At 38.7% G+C, this 20561-nt stretch carries 15 protein-coding genes, 1 tRNA gene and 2 pseudogenes; 6 read left to right on the top strand and 12 right to left on the bottom strand.

Translation table 11 applies throughout. The annotated features are described in order from the left end of the window. Positions 1 to 5: 5 nt before the first annotated feature. The 10 genes and pseudogenes from H592_RS0112205 to tsaE form a co-directional block, all read right to left on the bottom strand. Positions 6 to 1319, bottom strand: a complete 1314-nt coding sequence (locus tag H592_RS0112205) for an adenylosuccinate synthase (RefSeq protein WP_028869007.1) — start codon at positions 1317 to 1319, stop codon at positions 6 to 8. Positions 1320 to 1518: 199 nt separating this feature from the next. After that, positions 1519 to 2385 carry a protease modulator HflC gene (hflC, locus tag H592_RS0112200; RefSeq protein ID WP_028869006.1) on the bottom strand — a complete coding sequence of 289 codons (867 nt, stop codon included), beginning with the start codon at positions 2383 to 2385 and terminating at the stop codon, positions 1519 to 1521. 2 nt (positions 2386 to 2387) lie between these two features. Beyond that, positions 2388 to 3566, bottom strand: a complete 1179-nt coding sequence (hflK, locus tag H592_RS0112195; RefSeq protein WP_028869005.1) for an FtsH protease activity modulator HflK — start codon at positions 3564 to 3566, stop codon at positions 2388 to 2390. Between the two features lie 137 nt (positions 3567 to 3703). Then, positions 3704 to 5035 (bottom strand): ribosome rescue GTPase HflX, encoded by a 1332-nt coding sequence (gene hflX / locus H592_RS22255; RefSeq protein WP_051369157.1) that lies wholly within the window; start codon positions 5033 to 5035, stop codon positions 3704 to 3706. A gap of 121 nt (positions 5036 to 5156) precedes the next feature. Further along, complete coding sequence (hfq, locus tag H592_RS0112185) at positions 5157 to 5384, bottom strand: RNA chaperone Hfq (RefSeq protein ID WP_025565420.1); 228 nt, start codon at positions 5382 to 5384, stop codon at positions 5157 to 5159. Between the two features lie 147 nt (positions 5385 to 5531). Further along, positions 5532 to 6464 carry a tRNA (adenosine(37)-N6)-dimethylallyltransferase MiaA gene (miaA, locus tag H592_RS0112180; RefSeq protein WP_425414391.1) on the bottom strand — a complete coding sequence of 311 codons (933 nt, stop codon included), beginning with the start codon at positions 6462 to 6464 and terminating at the stop codon, positions 5532 to 5534. Between the two features lie 10 nt (positions 6465 to 6474). Beyond that, a complete protein-coding gene (mutL, locus tag H592_RS0112175; RefSeq protein WP_028869003.1) occupies positions 6475 to 8445 on the bottom strand; it encodes a DNA mismatch repair endonuclease MutL in 1971 nt (656 codons plus the stop codon). Between the two features lie 18 nt (positions 8446 to 8463). Continuing rightward, positions 8464 to 8604, bottom strand: a pseudogene (locus tag H592_RS24635) (LysM peptidoglycan-binding domain-containing protein); the annotation flags it as partial. Positions 8605 to 9963: 1359 nt separating this feature from the next. Continuing rightward, positions 9964 to 11337: pseudogene (locus H592_RS24925) on the bottom strand (N-acetylmuramoyl-L-alanine amidase); the annotation flags it as partial. Next, positions 11334 to 11792 carry a tRNA (adenosine(37)-N6)-threonylcarbamoyltransferase complex ATPase subunit type 1 TsaE gene (gene tsaE / locus H592_RS0112160; RefSeq protein ID WP_028869002.1) on the bottom strand — a complete coding sequence of 153 codons (459 nt, stop codon included), beginning with the start codon at positions 11790 to 11792 and terminating at the stop codon, positions 11334 to 11336. The pseudogene H592_RS24925 and the gene tsaE, both read right to left, overlap by 4 nt. 557 nt (positions 11793 to 12349) lie before the next feature. Between tsaE and queG the strand changes: the two genes are divergently transcribed. Then, on the top strand, positions 12350 to 13573 hold the full coding sequence (gene queG / locus H592_RS0112155) for a tRNA epoxyqueuosine(34) reductase QueG (protein WP_084296274.1): 1224 nt from the start codon (positions 12350 to 12352) through the stop codon (positions 13571 to 13573). A gap of 141 nt (positions 13574 to 13714) precedes the next feature. On the opposite strand, the gene tsaD is transcribed toward queG, so the two are convergent. Beyond that, entirely contained in the window at positions 13715 to 14749 is a 1035-nt protein-coding gene (tsaD, locus tag H592_RS0112150) for a tRNA (adenosine(37)-N6)-threonylcarbamoyltransferase complex transferase subunit TsaD (protein WP_028869000.1), read from the bottom strand. 291 nt (positions 14750 to 15040) lie between these two features. Here tsaD and rpsU point away from each other — a divergent pair, with 291 nt between their 5' ends. From rpsU to H592_RS0112125, 5 genes are all read left to right on the top strand, one after another. Next, on the top strand, positions 15041 to 15256 hold the full coding sequence (rpsU, locus tag H592_RS0112145; protein ID WP_025563760.1) for a 30S ribosomal protein S21: 216 nt from the start codon (positions 15041 to 15043) through the stop codon (positions 15254 to 15256). Positions 15257 to 15274: 18 nt separating this feature from the next. Continuing rightward, positions 15275 to 15718, top strand: coding sequence for a GatB/YqeY domain-containing protein (locus tag H592_RS0112140; protein ID WP_028868999.1), 444 nt, complete (start codon positions 15275 to 15277; stop codon positions 15716 to 15718). Positions 15719 to 15909: 191 nt separating this feature from the next. Next, positions 15910 to 17658: a DNA primase gene (gene dnaG / locus H592_RS0112135; RefSeq protein WP_028868998.1), complete on the top strand. Its 1749-nt coding sequence runs from the start codon at positions 15910 to 15912 to the stop codon at positions 17656 to 17658. A gap of 95 nt (positions 17659 to 17753) precedes the next feature. Next, the gene (gene rpoD / locus H592_RS0112130; protein WP_028868997.1) at positions 17754 to 19601 is read left to right on the top strand and encodes an RNA polymerase sigma factor RpoD; all 1848 of its coding nucleotides are present in this window, start codon (positions 17754 to 17756) and stop codon (positions 19599 to 19601) included. 130 nt (positions 19602 to 19731) lie between these two features. Further along, positions 19732 to 19808, top strand: a tRNA-Ile gene (locus H592_RS0112125). Between the two features lie 89 nt (positions 19809 to 19897). On the opposite strand, the gene H592_RS0112120 is transcribed toward H592_RS0112125, so the two are convergent. Further along, positions 19898 to 20554 (bottom strand): hypothetical protein, encoded by a 657-nt coding sequence (locus tag H592_RS0112120; protein WP_245600417.1) that lies wholly within the window; start codon positions 20552 to 20554, stop codon positions 19898 to 19900. Between the last annotated feature and the right edge of the window lie 7 nt (positions 20555 to 20561).

Genomic DNA, 20561 nt, shown 5'->3' with positions numbered 1-20561 from the left:
ATCAATTAGTTAAATGGATTAACTTGAATAATTGTTTCGTTACGATCTGGGCCAGTAGAAATAAGATCCATTGGCACGCCAGTAATGTCTTCTAAACGTTTGATGTAAGCTTTAGCATTCGCTGGTAATGCATCATAAGTTGTCACACCAAATGAAACTTCAGACCAACCAGGCATGGTTTCATAAATTGGAACAGCTTGCTCATAACCATCAGCACACATTGGTGGTACATCAACCACTTTGCCACCAGGCATAGTGTAACCAGTACAAATTTTGATTTCTTCTAAGCCATCTAAAACATCTAGCTTAGTTAAACAAAAACCAGTAATACTGTTTAATTGCACTGCACGTTTAATAGCAACGGCATCAAACCAACCTGTACGACGTAAACGTCCTGTGGTTGCACCAAACTCATGGCCAATTGTACCCATGTGGTGACCAGCAGGATCTAACTTGTCAATCCCATCGTAAAGCTCTGTAGGGAAAGGACCTGAACCGACACGAGTGGTATAAGCCTTAACAATACCTAACACATAATCAAGATGCGTTGGGCCAAAACCACTACCAGTAGCAACACCACCTGCAGTCGTGTTTGAAGAAGTTACATACGGGTAAGTACCATGGTCAATATCAAGTAAAGTACCTTGAGCACCTTCAAATAAGATATTCTCACCACGTAAGCGAGCTTTATCTAATTCGTCTGTCACATCAATAACCATACTAATTAATAGCGGTGCTATTTCAGTCATTTGTGCTAATACATCTTCATAGCTCACTGCCTCTACTTTATAGTAGTTAACTAATTGGAAGTTATGGTATTCAATGACTTCTTTTAATTTAACAGCGAATTTTTCCATGTCGAATAAGTCATCAACGCGTAAACCACGACGAGCAACCTTATCTTCATAAGCAGGACCGATACCACGACCAGTTGTACCAATTGCTTTATTGCCACGCGCTTTTTCACGTGCTACATCTAATGCCACATGGTAAGGAAGGATTAAAGGACAGCCTTCACTGATTGAAAGACGTTCTTTAGCAGGAATGCCTCTTTCGATAAGCATGTTCATTTCTTTGAACAATGCATCTGGTGCTAATACCACACCATTACCGATGACACATTTTACGTTTTCACGCAAAATGCCTGATGGAATCAGATGAAGTACTGTTTTCTCTCCATCGATTACTAGTGTATGACCCGCATTGTGTCCACCTTGATAGCGAACAACCCATTGCGCTTTGTCTGTAAGTAGATCTACTACTTTACCTTTACCTTCATCACCCCATTGAGTGCCAAGAATTACTACATTTTTTCCCATCAGAATCACATATCTCTAGCGAATTGAACGGGGATTTTAGCAAAGTTTAAACAGGTGAATCAATATCTTTGTTAGTTAATACGCATTTATATATTTAAAAATAAAAAAAGGCCGATAAATCGGCCTTTTTACAATGAGTTACTACTATCTCAATAAGTTTATTAAATCAAATATCTTAGTAAATTAATCACCTCAAAATTTATTTTTGAGAACCCATGTATTTAAAGAAATCTGAATCTGGACTTAATACCATCACGTCTTGTTTGTCTGCAAAGCTTTTTTGGTAAGCTTGCATACTACGCAGGAAGGCATAAAATTCAGGATCTTGAGAGAAAGCTTCAGAGTAAATCTTTGATGATTCAGCATCTCCTCTACCACGTATCTCCGCAGACTCTTTGTTAGCTTGAGCCAGCATAATTGATACTTTACGGTCGATGTTTGCGCGGATCACTTCAGACTTCTCTTGACCTTCTGAACGATGTTCTCTTGCAACAGCTTGACGCTCAGCACGCATACGTTTGTAAATACTATTACTCACACCGTCAGGTAAGTTGATTTTCTTGATCCTAACATCAACAACTTTAATACCTAACTCAGATGAACGCGCCATACGTTTCAGTGCTGTTTCCATCACTTCACCACGTTTACCCGATACAATATCTTTAATCGTATGCGAACCAATTTCGTTACGTAAACCATTATTAATTTTACGTTTTAGTAACGCTTCAGCTTGTAATTTATTACCCCCTGTTGCTAGGTAATAAACAGCTAAATCATCTATCTGCCACTTCACATAAGAATCGATAATTAAATCTTTTTTCTCTGAAGTTACAAAACGATCAGGTTGGTCATCAAGTGTTTGAATACGCGTATCCATGACACGGACAGCATCAATAAACGGCACTTTAAAATGTAAACCTGGACCATATACAACCGGTTTATCTTCACTATCACGCTTCACTTTACTAAATTGTAAAACAATACCGTTTTGACCTTCAGTAACAACAAATGCACTGCTTACAAAAACCAAAAATAGAATGGCTGGCAGTATTAAGAATTTTTTCATGATTAGTCTCTCCCAGTAGTTCGAGTACCACGCGTAGCACGTTCGCTACTTGTTGCGCGTTCATCGAGATCTGCTTGTTCATCGGCACGAGAACGTGTTTCAATTTCGGTTTCAACTGGTAAACGAGATGAGCCGTTGTCAGGATTATTCATTAACTTATCAAGAGGTAAGAAAGTTAAATTGCCGCCAGCTTGGTTATCAATCAAAACTTTAGAGCTATTACTAAGCACTCTTTCCATCGTTTCAATATATAAACGTTGACGAGTAACATCAGGGTTAGCTTGGTATTCTGGTAATAGTTGATTGAATTTAGCTACCGCACCTTGCGCTTGTAAAATGATACCTTCTTCATATGAACGAGCTTGTTGTTCGATACGTTTCACTTGACCACGTGCAATCGGTTCTTTCTCACGCTCATAAGCTTCAGCTTCACGTACAAAACGCTCTTCATCTTCTTGTGCTGCAATTGCATCGTCAAAGGCATCTTTAACTTGTTCAGGCGGACGCGTTTGTTGTAAGTTGACATCAACAATCTGGATACCTAGATCATAAGGAGCGATGATTTTATCCAACATTTCCCATGTTTCTTGACGAACCACTTCACGACCCGTTGTTAATGCATCATCCATAGTTGAATGACCAATAACAAAACGTAGAGAGCTATCTAATGCTTGTAATAAACTATTGTCAGCATTAGTTACACTAAACAGATACTTTTCAGGTGCAACAATTCGGTACTGAATTTCCATGGAAACTTGTACGATGTTTTCATCTTCAGTTAACATGAAACCAGTTGTAGGCATGGTACGGAAAGCTTCAACGTTAATCGGAATAATTTGATCAACAAATTTTGGATTCCAATGTAAACCAGGATCAACTTGAGAATGGTAAGCACCAAAACGTAAGACGACACCTCGATCAGATTCCTTAACCGTATACCAACCGCTTGCAAACCAAACAATTGCTATAATGCTTAAGATAGCAATAGCGAAAAATTTCCCGCCATTACCACTGCCACTAGGACCTTGCGTTGATTTATTACCAAACAAACCGCCTAAAACACCAGATATTTTTTGAAAAACAACATCTAGATCGGGAGGACCTTGTTCATTTTTTTTGCCGTTTTTGTTCCACGGGTCCTGATCTTTTTTATCATCTTTTCCCGGTTCATTCCAAGCCATGTTAGCTCCTGATTTACTCATAAATTGAATTAATAAAATCTGTTTAATTATGAAACATTTAAAAGAATTTACCAAACACTTAAACTGTTACTGCAATGTAACAATGTTCACACTAATAATAAAGAGTTTATGACATATTAGGTCCACTCTTCCTTATCTAATTCTGCAACAGTTTGGTAATTGCCATCCACCACAAACTCTTCGATATAACTACCTTCCTGTTTAATCAAACGTTGCCAGTCGGTATTATTAAGACGGATATTAATAACACTATTACCATTTTCTGCATATTCTTCATTCTCAATACACTCTAATTGATAAAACAGCGCGCGTAGTTTTCCGTGTGCAGGTGGTATAGATAACTGTAAAGAACGAATTTTCCCAGATAACAACATCGATAATGCATCGAATAACAGGTTAACGCCAATATCTTTTTGTGCAGATAACCAAACTCGAATAGGTTGGCCTGTTTCGTCGTAATCGATTCTTGGTTCAGCTTGTTCTAATGCATCGATTTTATTCATCACCATTAAGTGTGGCACTTCACCTGCATCAATTTCATTTAAAACATGTTCAACGGCATCAATATTCGCTAAATAGTTTTCATCTGAACAATCAACAACATGTAATAGTAACGTCGCTTCACGTGTTTCTTGCAAAGTGGCTTTAAAAGCGGCTACTAAATCATGTGGTAAGTGACGGATAAATCCTACTGTATCCGCTAAAATACAGGTCCCTACATCATCAACAGAGATCTTTCTCAATGTCGGATCTAAGGTAGCAAAAAGTTGGTCAGCAGCATACACTTTTGCGGCAGTAATTTGATTAAATAATGTAGATTTACCAGCATTGGTATAACCCACTAGTGAAACCGTTGGCACTTCATTACGTAAGCGAGAACGACGTCCCTGCTCGCGTTGTTTAGATACTTTTTCCAAACGTGATTTAATAGTAGTGATACGCGCGCTTAATAAACGTCGATCACTTTCCAGCTGTGTTTCACCTGGACCACGCATTCCGACACCACCTTTTTGTTTATCAAGGTGTGACCAGCCTCGAATCAGCCGACTCGACATATAATGTAGCTGTGCAAGCTCAACCTGTAACTTACCTTCATAGGTTCTTGCGCGTTGTGCAAAGATATCAAGAATAAGTGCCGTTCTATCAAGCACTAAACATTCGCAAATCTTTTCCATATTACGTAATTGTGCTGGTGTTAAAGCATGATTAAAGATAACAATATCAGCTTCCATGGTGCGAACAGTATCTGCTATTTCCTGTGCTTTACCTGTACCAACAAAAAAACGTGCATGGGGTGACTTACGTGGGCCAGTTACGGTTGCAACTGAATTAACTCCGGCAGAACTGACCAGCAGTTTTAATTCATCAAGATCTTCTTTATTATTTTCATCTGAAAAAGAAACATGGACTAAAACAGCCTGTTCACCGGCTTCGTAACGTTCAAACAATTAACTCTCCAATAGATTAAGTAAGAATTATAAATAGATCTTCATCCTACCACAGCTATAAAATGATTAGATAAAAAAATGGCCTGCCTGCAGGCAAGCCATTGTCATCGATATTAATAAATTATTCTTCGTGCGCAATGGTAGGAACAGCGCGAGAAGGAACGACAGTTGAAATGGCATGCTTATAAACCATTTGACTCACTGTATTCTTTAATAGAATAACAAATTGATCAAAAGACTCTATTTGGCCTTGTAACTTAATACCGTTGACTAAATAAATAGCGACCGGGATACGCTCTTTACGTAGAGTATTCAAGAATGGATCTTGAAGAGATTGTCCTTTTGCCATGTATAGTCCTTATTATTCTTTTTATTATCACTGAACTGCAGTATAACGAAGGGATCAAAAAAAACCGACTGAAAACCTAAAATTTTGATCCGCACCTCTTTCTATCTCTTTGTTATTTCAATAACTAACGTTTTAATCATGCTTTTCTTATTTTAATAAAACCGACTTTATTTTTTCAAAGTTATTCTCATCAGCACTTTCTAACCAAGTAATATCTTGTTTCCAACCTCGCAACCAAGTCATTTGTCTTTTCGCTAATTGTCGCGTCGCCACTACACCACGAAAACGCATCTCTTCATAATCCAGTTTGCCTTCAATATATTCCCACATTTGACGATAACCAACACAACGCATTGAAGGTAAATCTAGATGCAAATCTCCACGCTGATACAAACGTTGTACTTCTTGCTCAAAACCTGCAGCTAACATTAAATCAAAACGTTTTTCAATACGCTGATGTAATACTGATTTTTCTGCAGGAGCAATGGCAAACTGCTTAATATCAAAAGGGATAGGATCGCTTTTAACCGCGGTTAGTTCGGTCATGCTTTTACCACTAATACGATAAACTTCAATCGCTCTTGCTAAGCGTTGTGGGTCATTAACATGGATCCGCTCAGCTGATACCGGGTCGATGTCACGTAATTCATCGTGCAATGCTTGCCAGCTAGTTTCTTTTACTTGCAGCTCGATTGCTGCTCGAATAGCACTATTAGCACTAGGTAATGGCGATAAACCTTCTACCAAAGCTTTGTAATACAACATGGTTCCACCAACCAACAAAGGCGTATTACCACGAGCAACAATTTCTCCCATTAAACGCAGTGCATCATCACGGAAGTTACCCGCCGAGTAACTGTCCTTTGGGTCGATAATATCAACCAATAAGTGCGGCGCTAATGCTTGTTCTTGTGCACTGGGTTTAGCCGTTCCAATATCCATGCCTTTATAGATTAATGCGGAGTCAACACTGATGATTTCACATTGGCATTGTTGCGCAAGTTTGATTGCTAAATCAGTTTTTCCAGATGCCGTTGGTCCCATTAAAAAAATAGCGGTCGGAAATGAAGCGGTGTTTATATTGGACATGCTATTGAATACCTTGTAATAACAGCGATAGATCGGGTTGCTTGAAACAGCGTTGTAAATGTGTTGCGGATAATGGTATTAACGACCTTAACAATGTTTCTATTTGCGTTAATGAAGGAGCGGTTGCCGTTTCATTAGCGACTAATAACGCCCCTAATTGTTGGCAAATTAATTCAACCTGTTGCTGATCACTGTCATTGATAGTGGATGCGTGACTTTGTTTTAAGAAATCAAACAAAGCAGGCAAAATAACTGCAATAGGTGAATGCCTAAAAGGTGCAGGCACCTGACTAACAATCAAAAATTGAGACTGAAATTTATAACTAAAACCAAGTCGATTTAACAAGGTTTCTACCTGTTGTGCTATTTGTTGCATTGCTTCATCTAATTTAAATCGCACGGGCAATAATAAAGGTTGAGAGATAATTTCACCATTTTGCCAAGCAGTAACTAAATGCTCGCTAACCATGACCTCATTGGCATCCTTTAATGACATTATCAATAAACCATTATTAGATAACGCCATCAACTCAGGTTGTAACGGCTGTAATAATAAATAATCTGCACCGATTGAAGACACTACATTGGCGACTTGCCCACCAGCACTTTTATTTGACGGCGAGTTATGTGTCGAAGGAGAAACAATATTTTGTTGGTAAGCTTCAGCAACAAAATCACAATAAGCTTCTACTTGTTGTTGATCGAGTCCTGGCCTCTGCACTGCAGGTGAATAATGATGATTAGCAGTGCCAGATGATGATCCTTGGTTGCCCTCCCCAACACGGTTATTGGTAACAGCATCTGAATAATGAGGGCGGCTATGGTCTTGATAATTGGTATGACTATTACCGCTATTACTTACACTATCTGCGTTGCTTGTCGCACCAGAGGTTTGAGTACCACAGATGTTAGTAGGTGCTTGATAGTCATGCCCAGCAGTTTGCGTACTTAAGTCAGTATGATGGCTTAATAACGAACTGTCATTTAGTGTACTGTTCAGGGTACTACTAATAAAATCATGCACCCAACGCGCTTGATGAAACCTAACCTCATGCTTAGCAGGGTGGACATTAACATCGACCTCTTTTGCATCACACTCAATATAAATAATGTACCCAGGAAACATACCCGGCGGTAAAAAGTGAGCATAAACTTGCTTGATTGCATGGTTAACTAATTTATCGCGGATCATACGCCCATTAATATAACAATATTGCACGTCGGCTAAAGGTCTTGGCGATAAACGATCCGATACCCAACCTGAAATTTTTAATGCTTGATCTGCATGTTCAAAAAAAACAGCATGTTGAATAAATTGCTCACTGCATACCGCTGCAATACGTTTTTCTTGTTGGCTTTGTTGTGGAGCAGCACGATATTGTCTTACCACTTTATTATTGTGTTTCAAACTGATTGCAATATCAAAACGGCTAAGCGCAATACGTTTTATTAATTCATCAATATGTTGAAACTCTGTCTTTTCAGTTTTTAGAAAGCGGCGACGCGCAGGTGTATTAAAAAACAGATCTAACACTTCTACCGTCGTACCTTGAGGATGAGCTGCAGGCTGTACATTCACTTGCATATCTCGACCTTCCGCAATGGCTTGCCAAGCTTGCTCTTGATCTGCGGGTTTTGAAGTAAACGTTAAACGAGCCACCGAACTAACACTGGCTAATGCTTCACCTCTAAAACCTAAACTAACAATCGCTTCTAGGTCATCAAGGTGGCTTATTTTACTGGTGGCATGTCGACTTAAAGCAAGAGTAAGTTGGTCTTTACTAACCCCATTACCATTATCTTTAATACGAATACATTTAGCACCACCTTGTTCAATCTCTATTTCAATCCGGGTTGCTCCGGCATCTAAACTATTTTCGACTAACTCTTTAACGACTGAAGCGGGTCGCTCGACCACTTCTCCTGCAGCGATTTGGTTCGCTAAACGTGCAGGTAATATTTGAATAGACATGCTTTTACACTCGCAGTACTAGCTGATAGGGATAGTAAGCACTTGCCCAACGGCCAGTGAATTAGAACGTAGATTATTGGTTGATTTAATGGCAGTGGTTGTGGTGCCATAACGCTGGGCAATAACCGATAAAGATTCCCCACTGCGCACTTTGTGTTCTGTTTGTTGCACTTTTTGTGTTGGGATCCTTAATACTTGGCCAACAAATAAGGTACTTGAGCGTAACTTATTATACAGTTTCAGTTGCTCTGACGTTGTTCCATACTGATAGGCGATAACTGACAGCGATTCACCACTTTTCACCTTATGCGATTCAGGCAAAGAGGGGCTGACATAGTCCGCACTGGGTATGTTTAGTACCTGCCCGACTAATAGGCGAGAAGAACTTAAATTGTTATAGGCTTTAAATTGCTTTGAAGTGCGATCATATTTTTCAGCAATCACAGATAATGATTCACCACTACTGACCTTATGCTGAGTAGGCACTACAACTTTTTTAACGGCAACCGCCGTCGTCCCCGGGACGTTAATTTTTTGTCCCACACGTAAACTGCTAGACTTTAATTGATTATAATCTTTTAGTGTTTTTGTGCTCATGTCATATTGACTTGCAATCACCGATAACGAGTCACCACTTTTAACACGGTAAATAAGGTCCGGTCGTGGAGTAGCAATTTGTTGTTGATTACCTGGAATTTTTATTTTTTGACCAATCAGTAAAGACGTACTTTTAAGGTTGTTATATTGTTTTAGTTGCGCCGTTGTGGATGCATATTTTTGTGCGATCGCAGATAAAGACTCACCACGTTGCACTTTATGCGTTTGCGCTTTGATAACCTTATTTTCCTGTTGTGATTGTTTTGGTTCAGCGGCAGCTAATGCAGGTTTCTGTTGTTCAGAAAGTTTTAGCTTCTGGCCAACAAACAAGGTCGTCGTTTTTAAGTCGTTATAATCTTTAATTTCAGCAATGCTTTTATTGTACTGGCTAGCAATCACAGATAACGACTCACCACGTTGTACTTTATGTACCTCGGGAGTTGTAACAATGGGTGCTTGTACACTTGGTGTTGCAGTAGTTGCGACTTCAATATAGACACCGGGTATCTTAATTTTTTGGCCAACTTGTAATGATGAACGCTGTAACTTGTTATAAGACATTAACTGAGCAATGCTTTTATCATATTGGCTAGCAATCACAGACAAGGACTCACCCCGTTTAACTTGATGAACTTGTTCTTTTTGCAGCAGTCGTTGAGTCACAGGTTTAGGCGTATTCACTGGCGAGGTTGATGCGATACTAGTTAGAACATCACCGGGAATATTAATCTTTTGTCCAATCGCTAAGATTGTCGAACGCAATTGATTGTATTCAGCTAATGTTTTTGTACTTTGTTGGTATTTAGCTGCAATCAAAGATAATGATTCACCACGTTTTACAACATGAGTTTGTGCTTTTCTTTTGACCGGCGCCGCGATCTGTTGGCTCGTTGGCTCATTTGCAGCAACTTGATAATTAGGTGGAATACTTAACACTTGACCAATTCGTAATGAATTCGATTTTAAATGATTAAATGATTTAAGTTCATTACTCGTTACACTATAGCGTCTTGCTAATACCGATAAAGACTCTCCACTTCTTACGGTATGTTTAATCGCACGTTTTTTCTGAGCGAATAGACTACCTTGAGGTGGTTTGTCGTTAAAATGCTTATAAATTCCTTTATAAACAGCACTCGCAATTTTATTTTGAAACTCAGCTTGGTTTAATAAGCGTTCTTCAGTGCGGTTAGTAATAAAACCTGCTTCTACTAAAATAGAAGGAATATCTGGCGACTTAAGCACCGCTAGGCTCGCATGCACAGGTTTTTTCTTATGCATTTGAGTGACTTTAGAAAGCTCCATCGTCACTAAATCACCTATCGTATAACCTACGCCCATGGTATTACCCATCGACATGTCCAATAACATTTTATTCAGAAATGGCACACTATCCGAATCTTGAATAATATCACCAGCCCCTCCTAATAATTCAGAGTGCGCTTCGTGTTTTTCCATCCAGCGACCTAATTCAGTGGTTGCTCTACGGTTTGATAATACCCATACGGAAGCCCCTCTAGGTTGGCTTGAAGTAAAACCATCGGCATGGATGGAAACGAGGAAGTCAGCTTTTCCTTTTCGTGCAATTTCAGAGCGTTTATTCAAATTAACAAAATAATCACCAGTCCTAATTAAAAAAGACTGCATTCCTTTTTGTGAATCAATTTTAGCTTTTAAACGTTTAGCAATTTGTAGAGTGACTTTTTTTTCGTAGGTATATTTACCTAATGCACCGGGGTCGTCACCACCATGTCCTGCATCAACAGCAATAATAATATCGCGGCCATTTGGCACAGCAGCAATACTTTTTGGTACCTTGGTAACAATATTTGGCAGGTCGATGACTAAGCGGTGTCCATAGGGTTTTGCTGGTCGTAAACTAAAAACTTTCGCTTTACTGGCTCTTTTTAAATCAACAACTAAACGGAATGTGCCACTTTCACCACTCGCACTTTCACGAATATTTTTGATCAACACACCTTTATTGCTAATCTTTTTTAAGTTTGCTTTGTTATTGGTGGTTTTTAAGTCCACCACTAGGCGGTCTGGATGTGTCAGATAATGGGTTTCATAATCGGGTTTTTGAGCAAGATCTAATACAATGCGCGTATTATCAGGAGATGGCCAAGTTCGTACCCCTTTGAGCTCATTCTTTTGAGCAGCAGAGACATTAAAACTAATGCTTTGTAATATAAATACAAAGCACAGCAAACATAACACTGATGTTAATCGTGTTAATTTGATTGAAGACGATAAAGTCTTAACTGAACCGGGCTTTTTTTCCTGCGCTATCATAAATTTTTCAATACTCTTAATCCAATTTCAGTATTTGCTTGTAAAGTGACTTCACGTTGGTCATCAATATAAACCAATGTTAAATCTAAATCTGGAGGCGGCAAAAATCCAATACCACGCTCAGGCCATTCAACTAAACAATGACTTGAATCACCAAAATAATCACGAATACCCATAAACTCTAACTCTTCAGGGTCCGATAAACGGTATAAGTCAAAATGATAAACCTGCCAATCTGCCAATTCATAAGGCTCAACTAAAGTATATGTAGGGCTTTTAACGTTACCTTGATGACCTAAGCCTTGAATAAAACCACGCGTTAATGTTGTTTTACCCGCGCCTAAATCTCCGTGTAAATAAATACAGGTAGCGAGTTCACAGGCTTGACTTAAACGTTTACCAAACAAAACTGTTTGGTCTGCATCCTGTAGTTTTTCTTTTAATAAAGTAGACATTTCTTTTTACTGACTTCCAATATGGTTGATAGTTCTCATTATTAACGATCTCTGTAAAAAGAGTCACTTAATAAATAAATGGCATAAAGCTACCGTTTCTAATAGTACCAGAAAGCATATCCCGCATACCACCTCTAGCCACCACAAGCTAAAAAACATTATTATCATAGACTATATAAAGTCAATTGGTGCTAAACAAAGCTAACCAACATGTCTATTTTTCACCGTATCTGCTTCAACGCATAGCCCTTAACTACATATTCTATAGCGATATGGCTAAGCCCTTTGAGAACAATCCGAGTAAGTTAATTTAAACTCGATAACTGGACTGGTATCCAAACATAGACACAGACAGACACAATTAAGGCTCACGCCATTAATAATAATGCAACCTTACTGATCCAGATAAAAACATTATAAAACAATACTATAAAATAATAATCAGATTATTTCAAAGTAACCTAAGCGTGCTAACAAAATACTGACCAGAGTATGTTAAACTCTACTTTATACAGAATCTGAGCCCATCCCTTTCACCTTTTGATATAAAGCTAACAATGAAAAATACTCAACCAAGCGCCCCTTCATCACTTACAAATGCAATTTCATCTACTCCTTCAGATGACATTTCCACGGCTAAAAGTACCGACCTTTCTGAAACAGAGCTTAGGGCACTTGCTAAAAAAATTAAATCATGGGGCAAGGAGTTAGGTTTTCAAAAGGTAGGCATTAGTGATATTGACTTAAAAGATCAGGAAGCTAACTTACAAACTTGGTTAGATAACCAGTACCACGGCGAAATGGATTACATGGCAAAACATGGCATGATGCGTGCCCGTCCCGATCAATTATTACCTGGCACTTTACGCGTTATTTCAGTACGCATGGATTACTTACCTGAAGAGGCACAATTTGCCTCCAACTTAGAAGATAAAGATCTCGCTTATATCAGCCGTTACGCTTTAGGCAGAGATTACCATAAGGTGTTACGTAAAAAATTAAAACAGCTCGGAGATAAAATTCAAAGTGAATTTAGCGATTTAGGCTTTCGCCCTTTCGTTGATAGCGCACCAATATTAGAAAGACCATTAGCAGAAAAAGCGGGACTGGGTTGGACTGGTAAGCACTCACTATTACTTGATAAAGATGCAGGTTCATGGTTTTTTATTGGGGAACTATTAATTGATTTACCTTTACCCACAGACCAAGCGCAAACAGCTGAATGCGGGCAATGTGTCGCCTGCATGACAATCTGCCCAACTCAAGCAATTGTAGCCCCTTACGTCGTTGATGGCAGACGTTGTATCTCTTATCTAACCATTGAATTATATGGTGCAATCCCAGTAGAGTTTCGTAAAGCGATAGGAAATCGTATTTATGGCTGCGATGACTGTCAGTTGATTTGTCCTTGGAATCGCTTTGCAGAAACAACGCAAGAATCGGACTATCAAGCAAAAGACTTTTTACAAAACCAATCACTAATAACCTTATTTAATTGGTCCGAGACTACTTTTTTAAAAAATACGGAAGGCTCGCCAATTCGAAGGATTGGGCACCAACGCTGGTTAAGAAATATCGCCGTTGCTTTAGGCAATGCGCCAAGCAGTATCGAAACCATTACCGCTTTACAAAATAAACTTGAATTAAGTGATGATGAGATCGTTAATGAACATATTCAATGGGCATTAACCGAACAACAACAAAACATGCCAATCAGTATTGACCGTTTAAATAAACGTTTAATTAATGCGGTAAAAAAAGGGTTACCAAGAGATGCCTAACAATTATCAAAAGACGCGTAGTAATTATCAAAAGATGCGTAGTAATAAAGGTTTATTTAATGCATAAAAAAGGCCTTACAACTTACATTGCAAGGCCTTAGTATTCTCTTTAATAATTACTTTTTTAGCGCTTTAATAGCACTAAAGATTATCAGCTGACTCATTAACACTCTGCAGATCTTGTAACGGCCAGCGTGGTTTTGCTTTTATTTCCAAACCTTGCGTATGCCCAGCTTTTAAACGTTGCATTCCAGCATAGGCAATCATCGCACCATTATCAGTACAAAATTCACTACGAGGGTAGAACACTTCACCACCCAACTTTTTCATCGTAGCCGCAAGCTGCTCACGTAAAGCCGTGTTAGCACTTACTCCACCGGCAACCACCAAACGCTTCAAACCAGTCTGTTTTAAGGCTCGTTTACACTTTATCGCAATCGTATCAATCACAGCTTCTTGAAATGCATAAGCAATATCAGCTTGTGTCTGACCATCTTTTCCTTCACGCGCAATCGTTACCGCGGCAGACGTTTTTAAACCACTAAAGCTAAAGTCTAAGCCAGGTCTATCAGTCATTGGGCGCGGAAACTTAAAACGCCCCGCTACACCTTGCTCAGCCATTTTAGCTAAACGCGGTCCACCTGGGTAATCCAACCCTAACAATTTAGCTGTTTTATCAAATGCTTCACCCGCAGCATCATCAATACTTTCACCTAATAAGGTGTATTCACCAATAGCATCAACTTGCACTAATAAGGTATGACCACCTGATACGAGCAATGCGACAAAGGGAAAATCAGGTTTATGTTCTTCTAACATAGGCGCGAGTAAGTGACCTTCCATGTGATGCACTGCTATTGCAGGTTTACCCCATGCGTAGGCTAAGCTTCGGCCAATACAAGAACCGACTAATAATGCGCCTACTAATCCTGGCCCTGCGGTATAAGCAATGGCATCAATATCATCTTTAGTGCAATTAGCGAGTTTCAAAGCATCTTTGATCAGCGGAATTGTTTTACGAACATGGTCACGTGACGCTAACTCAGGAACAACACCACCATAATCAGCGTGTAATTTCACCTGACTATATAATTGGTGAGATAACAAACCTTGTTGATCGTCATAAACAGCAATACCTGTTTCATCACATGACGTTTCAATGCCTAAAATGCGCATAATAAACAACCTTATAGCTAAAACAATCAGCTCATTAATTAAGCTAATTAAATAAAATAGAGGATACAATAAAAAATTAAACGCATTCTAACGGAAAAGTACACTTAAGATTGCTTTTTTTGTCGATCTTGATTATAAAATGCAGATCTGAAGATCATTGGGATCTTTATACTTTATTAATTAAAATTAATGCGGAATTTCTTTACATTATCCCCCAAATAGGATTAAAATCTCGCACCAATTTAAATGCACTGGTCAATTTACGACCGTAACCATAAAGGTAATAGGCATATGCCAGTAATTAAACTTCGTGAAAACGAACCATTTGACGTAGCACTACGTCGTTTTAAACGTTCTTGTGAAAAAGCAGGTATCTTAGCAGAAACACGTAAGCGTGAATTCTTTGAAAAACCTACTACAGTTCGCAAACGCGCTAAAGCAGCAGCTGTTAAACGTCACTTGAAAAAACTTTCTCGTGATAACGCTCGTCGCGTTCGTCTATACTAGAATAGATAAAGGTTTCCAATGTCTATAAAAACAAGATTACAAGAAGAACAAAAGCTTGCAATGCGCGCTAAGGATAAAGTCCGTTTAAAGACTATCCGCTCATTAATTGCTGCTGTGAAGCAGATTGAACTCGATGACAAAGTTGAATTGGATAACGACGCTGTAACTGCAGTGGTTGTTAAATCAGTAAAACAGCGTAAAGATTCAATCTCGCAGTTTGAAAAAGCTGACCGTACTGATCTTGTAGATATAGAAAAAATGGAACTTGTTATTTTAGAAGAGTTTTTACCTCAAGCACTCACTTCGGAAGAAGTTGAAGCACATATTAAGCAAGCTATTGCAGCAGTTGATGCACAAGGCATGCAAGATATGGGTAAAGTGATGGGGATACTCCAAAAAGAGATACAAGGAAGAGCGGATATGGGTTCAGTAAGTGGTCTTGTAAGAGCTCACTTGAAATAAACCCTGTCCATCTTTTTTGATTAAAAAGCCTCAGCTTAATAATTAAGTCTGAGGTTTTTTTGTTTTGATCTGTATAAAATATTAAATCCCTCTATTATTTATTCATCTATTAATTGTAATCAGTATTAACAACTATTGTGTACTTTTAACCACAACGAGTATACTAGCCTCTTTTATCAATAGGACTCACAATGGCCGGCCGCATTCCCAAAAATTTCATTGACGATCTGATTTCTCGCACCGATATCGTTGATGTAATTGATAGCCGCGTAAAATTGAGAAAAAAAGGAAAAGATTATCGTGCATGTTGCCCATTCCATAATGGTAGCAATAACTCTTCATTTTCAGTCAGTTCAGATAAACAGTTTTACCATTGTTTTAATTGTGGGGTCAGCGGCAATGTCGTTTCCTTCCTCATGGATTACGACGGAATTGAATTTGTAGATGCCGTAGAAGTACTCGCAGAGCAATTATCCATTGAAGTACCACGTGAAGAGTCAGGACATAGTCAACCGGCAACCAGTTATGTCGATAGAAAAGATCTTTATCAACTAATGGCTGACATCACCCGCTTTTATCAACAACAATTACGTACACATAAGCACAGTAAAAAAGTCATAGACTACTTAAAAAGTAGAGGCTTGTCGGGTGAAACAACTAAACATTTTCAAATCGGTTATGCCCCAGATGGCTGGGATGAAGTGCGCAAAAAATTCGCTATCAACAAACAATTAGAACAACAGTTGATTGATGCTGGCATGCTAATCAGCAAAGACAGTGGCGGCAGCTACGACCGTTTCCGTGACCGCTTAATGTTCCCTATTCTAGACAGACGTGGTCGAGTAATCGGCTTTGGCGGGCGTGTTTTTGATGATACGACACCAAAATATTTAAATTCACCGGAAACCCCTATTTTCCATAAAGGCAAAGAGCTTTATGGCTTGTATCAAGTTAAACAACATGAAAAAGACGTAAAACGCATTTTAGTCGTTGAAGGCTATATGGATGTTGTTGCGCTAGGGCAGTTCGATATTCACTATGCAGTTGCTTCTTTAGGGACGGCCACCACACCTGACCATATTCAATTATTGTTTAGACAAACCAGTGAGGTTATTTGCTGTTTTGATGGTGATAGTGCGGGACGAACTGCAGCATGGCGGGCCCTTGAAAACGCCCTCCCCTCTATTCAAGATGGTCGAACATTACGCTTTATGTTCTTGCCTGACGGTGAAGATCCAGATAGCCTAGTACAAAAAGAAGGCAAAGCATTTTTTGAAAAACTGGTTGATCAAGCAATGCCGTTATCAGATTTTTTATATCAGCATCTGCTTACACAGGTTGATATGCGCAGTGCCGATAGCAAGTCTAAACTAGCTCAGCTAGCTATCCCGTTGTTAACAAAACTGCCTGATTCAGTATTTAGACAAATGATGGAAACCCGCTTAATTAGCTTGTTAGGCATTGAAAAAGAAGGCTTAAAAAAGCTTTTACCTGCTCCAACGAAGCTTGAAAAAAGGCCAACATCAAAAAAAATAACACCAATGCGTTTAGCTATTTCATTACTGCTACAAAATCCTCAAATGGCCTATCAGTTAGATGAAATACCTGAATTTAAAGAAATGCAAATACCCGGCTTAACTCTTTTAAATTCACTACTTGAAATTTGTAGAGACACACCCCATCTCTCTACAGGTCTACTATTAGAACACTGGCGCGAACAGCCACAAGAAAAGCAACTAATTGCTTTAGCAACTTGGAATAACCAAGTACAAGAAGATAAATACGAACAAGTATTTTTCGACATATTAGATAATTTTTTATCATTGCACCTGACCCAACGAATTGAGTTTTTAAAACAAAAATCAAGACAAGGTGAGATTTTAACAACAGAAGAAACAGTCCAGCTGGCTCAACTTCTAAAAGAACAAAAACAACATTAATGGGATTGGCATAAAATTCAATATAGGCGTATACTCGAGCGCTTATATTTTTTCCCATTTACACCACATTTCACGACTAATTTTGGATGGTACCTATGGCGCAAACACCTCAATCACAGCTTAAAGAGCTGATCATTAAAGGTAAAGAGAATGGTTTCTTAACCTTCGCAGAAGTGAATGATCACCTTCCGCAAGATATCGTTGAGTCGGAGCAAATTGAAGATATCATTCAGATGATCAACGACATGGGTATCCGAGTTGTTGAAACTGCTCCTGATGCTGATGATCTAATTCTTTCTGGCACAGATAACGATGAACCGGATGAAGATGCGGTAGAAGCCGCTGCACAAGTATTAGCAACGGTTGAATCAGAAATAGGCCGAACTACCGACCCTGTTCGTATGTACATGCGCGAAATGGGTACAGTAGAACTACTGACACGTGAAGGCGAGATTGTTATCGCTAAACGTATCGAAGAAGGCATTAAAGAAGTACAGAACTCTGTTTCCGAATACCCTGCAACCATTCGTAATCTATTAGATAACTACGATAGTTATGAAGCAGAAGAGATGAAATTAACTGATTTAATCAGTGGTTTTATTGACCCAAATGATGATATGACACAAGCAGTTAGTGCAACTAACATCGGTTCTGAATTATCAGAAGCCGAATTAGATGACGATACTGATGACGACAAAGAAGATGACGAAGAAGAGGAGGAAGGTCCTAAAGGCCCTTGCCCAGAAGAAGCAGCAGAAAAATTCACTGAATTACGTCGTTTAAACAACATCGTTGAAAAATCAATTACAAAAAATGGCCGTAAACATGCGGACACATTAAGTGCAATTGAAGAGCAAGCAGAATATTTCCAACAATTTAAACTCATTCCAAAACAGTTTGACCGTATGGTAAAACTGATCCGTGGCAATATGAGTGCTGCACGTGTTCAAGAACGCTTAATATTAAAAATCTGTGTTGAACAGTGCAAAATGCCAAAAGCAGAGTTTATTAAAATCTTCAAAGGTAATGAAACAAATAGTGCATGGTTAGAGAAAGTACTAGCTGGTAGCGAACCTTATGTTCAAGGTATTAAAGAGTCAGTAGAAGATTTAGAACGTTGCATTCGTAAAATGCTAGCGATCGAAGTTGAGAGTGCACTCACTATTTCTAACTTGAAAGAAATTTCTCGTGCAATGAGTATTGGTGAAACTAAAGCTCGTCGTGCTAAAAAAGAGATGGTTGAAGCCAACTTACGTCTTGTAATTTCTATTGCTAAAAAATATACCAACCGTGGTTTACAGTTCTTAGATTTAATCCAAGAAGGTAATATCGGTCTAATGAAAGCTGTAGATAAGTTTGAATACCGTCGTGGCTACAAATTCTCTACTTATGCAACGTGGTGGATCCGTCAAGCAATCACTCGTTCTATCGCTGACCAAGCGCGTACAATCCGTATTCCTGTACACATGATTGAAACGATTAATAAACTTAACCGTATCTCTCGCCAAATGTTACAAGAAATGGGTCGTGAGCCACAGCCAGAAGAGCTAGCTGAACGCATGATGATGCCTGAAGATAAAATTCGTAAGGTATTAAAAATTGCTAAAGAGCCAATCTCAATGGAAACCCCAATTGGTGATGATGAAGATTCACATCTAGGTGACTTCATTGAAGATACAACGATTGCACTACCTGTTGATAGCGCAACTAGCGAAAGCCTTAAAAATGCAACTAACGATGTATTAGAGGGGTTAACTGCTCGTGAAGCTAAAGTACTACGTATGCGTTTTGGTATTGATATGAATACAGACCACACGTTAGAAGAAGTAGGTAAACAGTTTGATGTAACACGCGAACGTATTCGTCAAATTGAAGCTAAAGCGCTACGTAAGCTTCGTCACCCTAGTCGAAGTGAACAACTTCGTAGCTTCTTAGACGAGTAACCATCAGGTAAAGGTCAGGTATAACTATTTTATTATATAAATCTGACCTTTAACGCTGATAAAATAAGCAATCAAACGTAATACACTAGACACGTAAAAATCTAGCTTATATAATCAGCGAACAAATTTAGGCCCTTTAGCTCAGTTGGTTAGAGCATACGACTCATAATCGTCAGGTCCCCCGTTCGAGTCGGGGAAGGGCCACCATATACAGAAAGGTTAGTAGGCGTAGTGCTTACTAACCTTTTTTATTCCTGCTCGTTTTGGGTGTAGTTGTGGGTGTAGTTAGCGTTTTGTTATATTCCAAATTGCTTGTTTAAAAATAATTCTACCTGTGGCCAATATTGCCTTTCAAGCAAATTTATTTCAGCTTTTGCTTTTTCGAATGTATTCCAATGTATGCCTTTGGGCTTTGGCCAGTATTCTGTATGAACAAACATATTATTTACATCTGGCCAATCATTCCCCCATAGCGCTTTTCGTTTCTTTCTTATTTTTCTCATCAATCTATCTCTATATCGTTCTGACTGAGTGAGATATTTAAGCCCTAAACATTCTCTACAAGCATAAGCACTTTTAACCGCATAAATATGTTGTCGCTTCCTTTGGCAACATGGACAAGTGATATACAACTTATTGCTGGCGCTTTTATCATCTTGAACAAGCCCTATTTGAAACTTCTTACCTTCAATAGTGAATTGCATAATTTTACATTCACCACTTAACTCTATTAATTCAAAAAAACGATGTTGTTCACTAAGTCGCTCACTATGAATAATGTAAGAACCAACTTTTGATTCTAATAAAGGTTTAAATACAATCGCAGATAAACGAAAATACTCGCTTGTATAAGGTCGCTTTCTCACTCGTCCGAAATGGAAACCTCTTGGCATATATTCACCTTTGTATTGTACGAAAAACAGGGATAATTTAGGGTTGTTTTGTATAGCCACTTTTTAA

The organism is Psychromonas arctica DSM 14288, from assembly GCF_000482725.1.
Classification (GTDB): domain Bacteria; phylum Pseudomonadota; class Gammaproteobacteria; order Enterobacterales; family Psychromonadaceae; genus Psychromonas; species Psychromonas arctica.
Note: the sequence above shows the minus strand (reverse complement) of the source record. Positions and strands in the feature narration are given on the sequence as shown.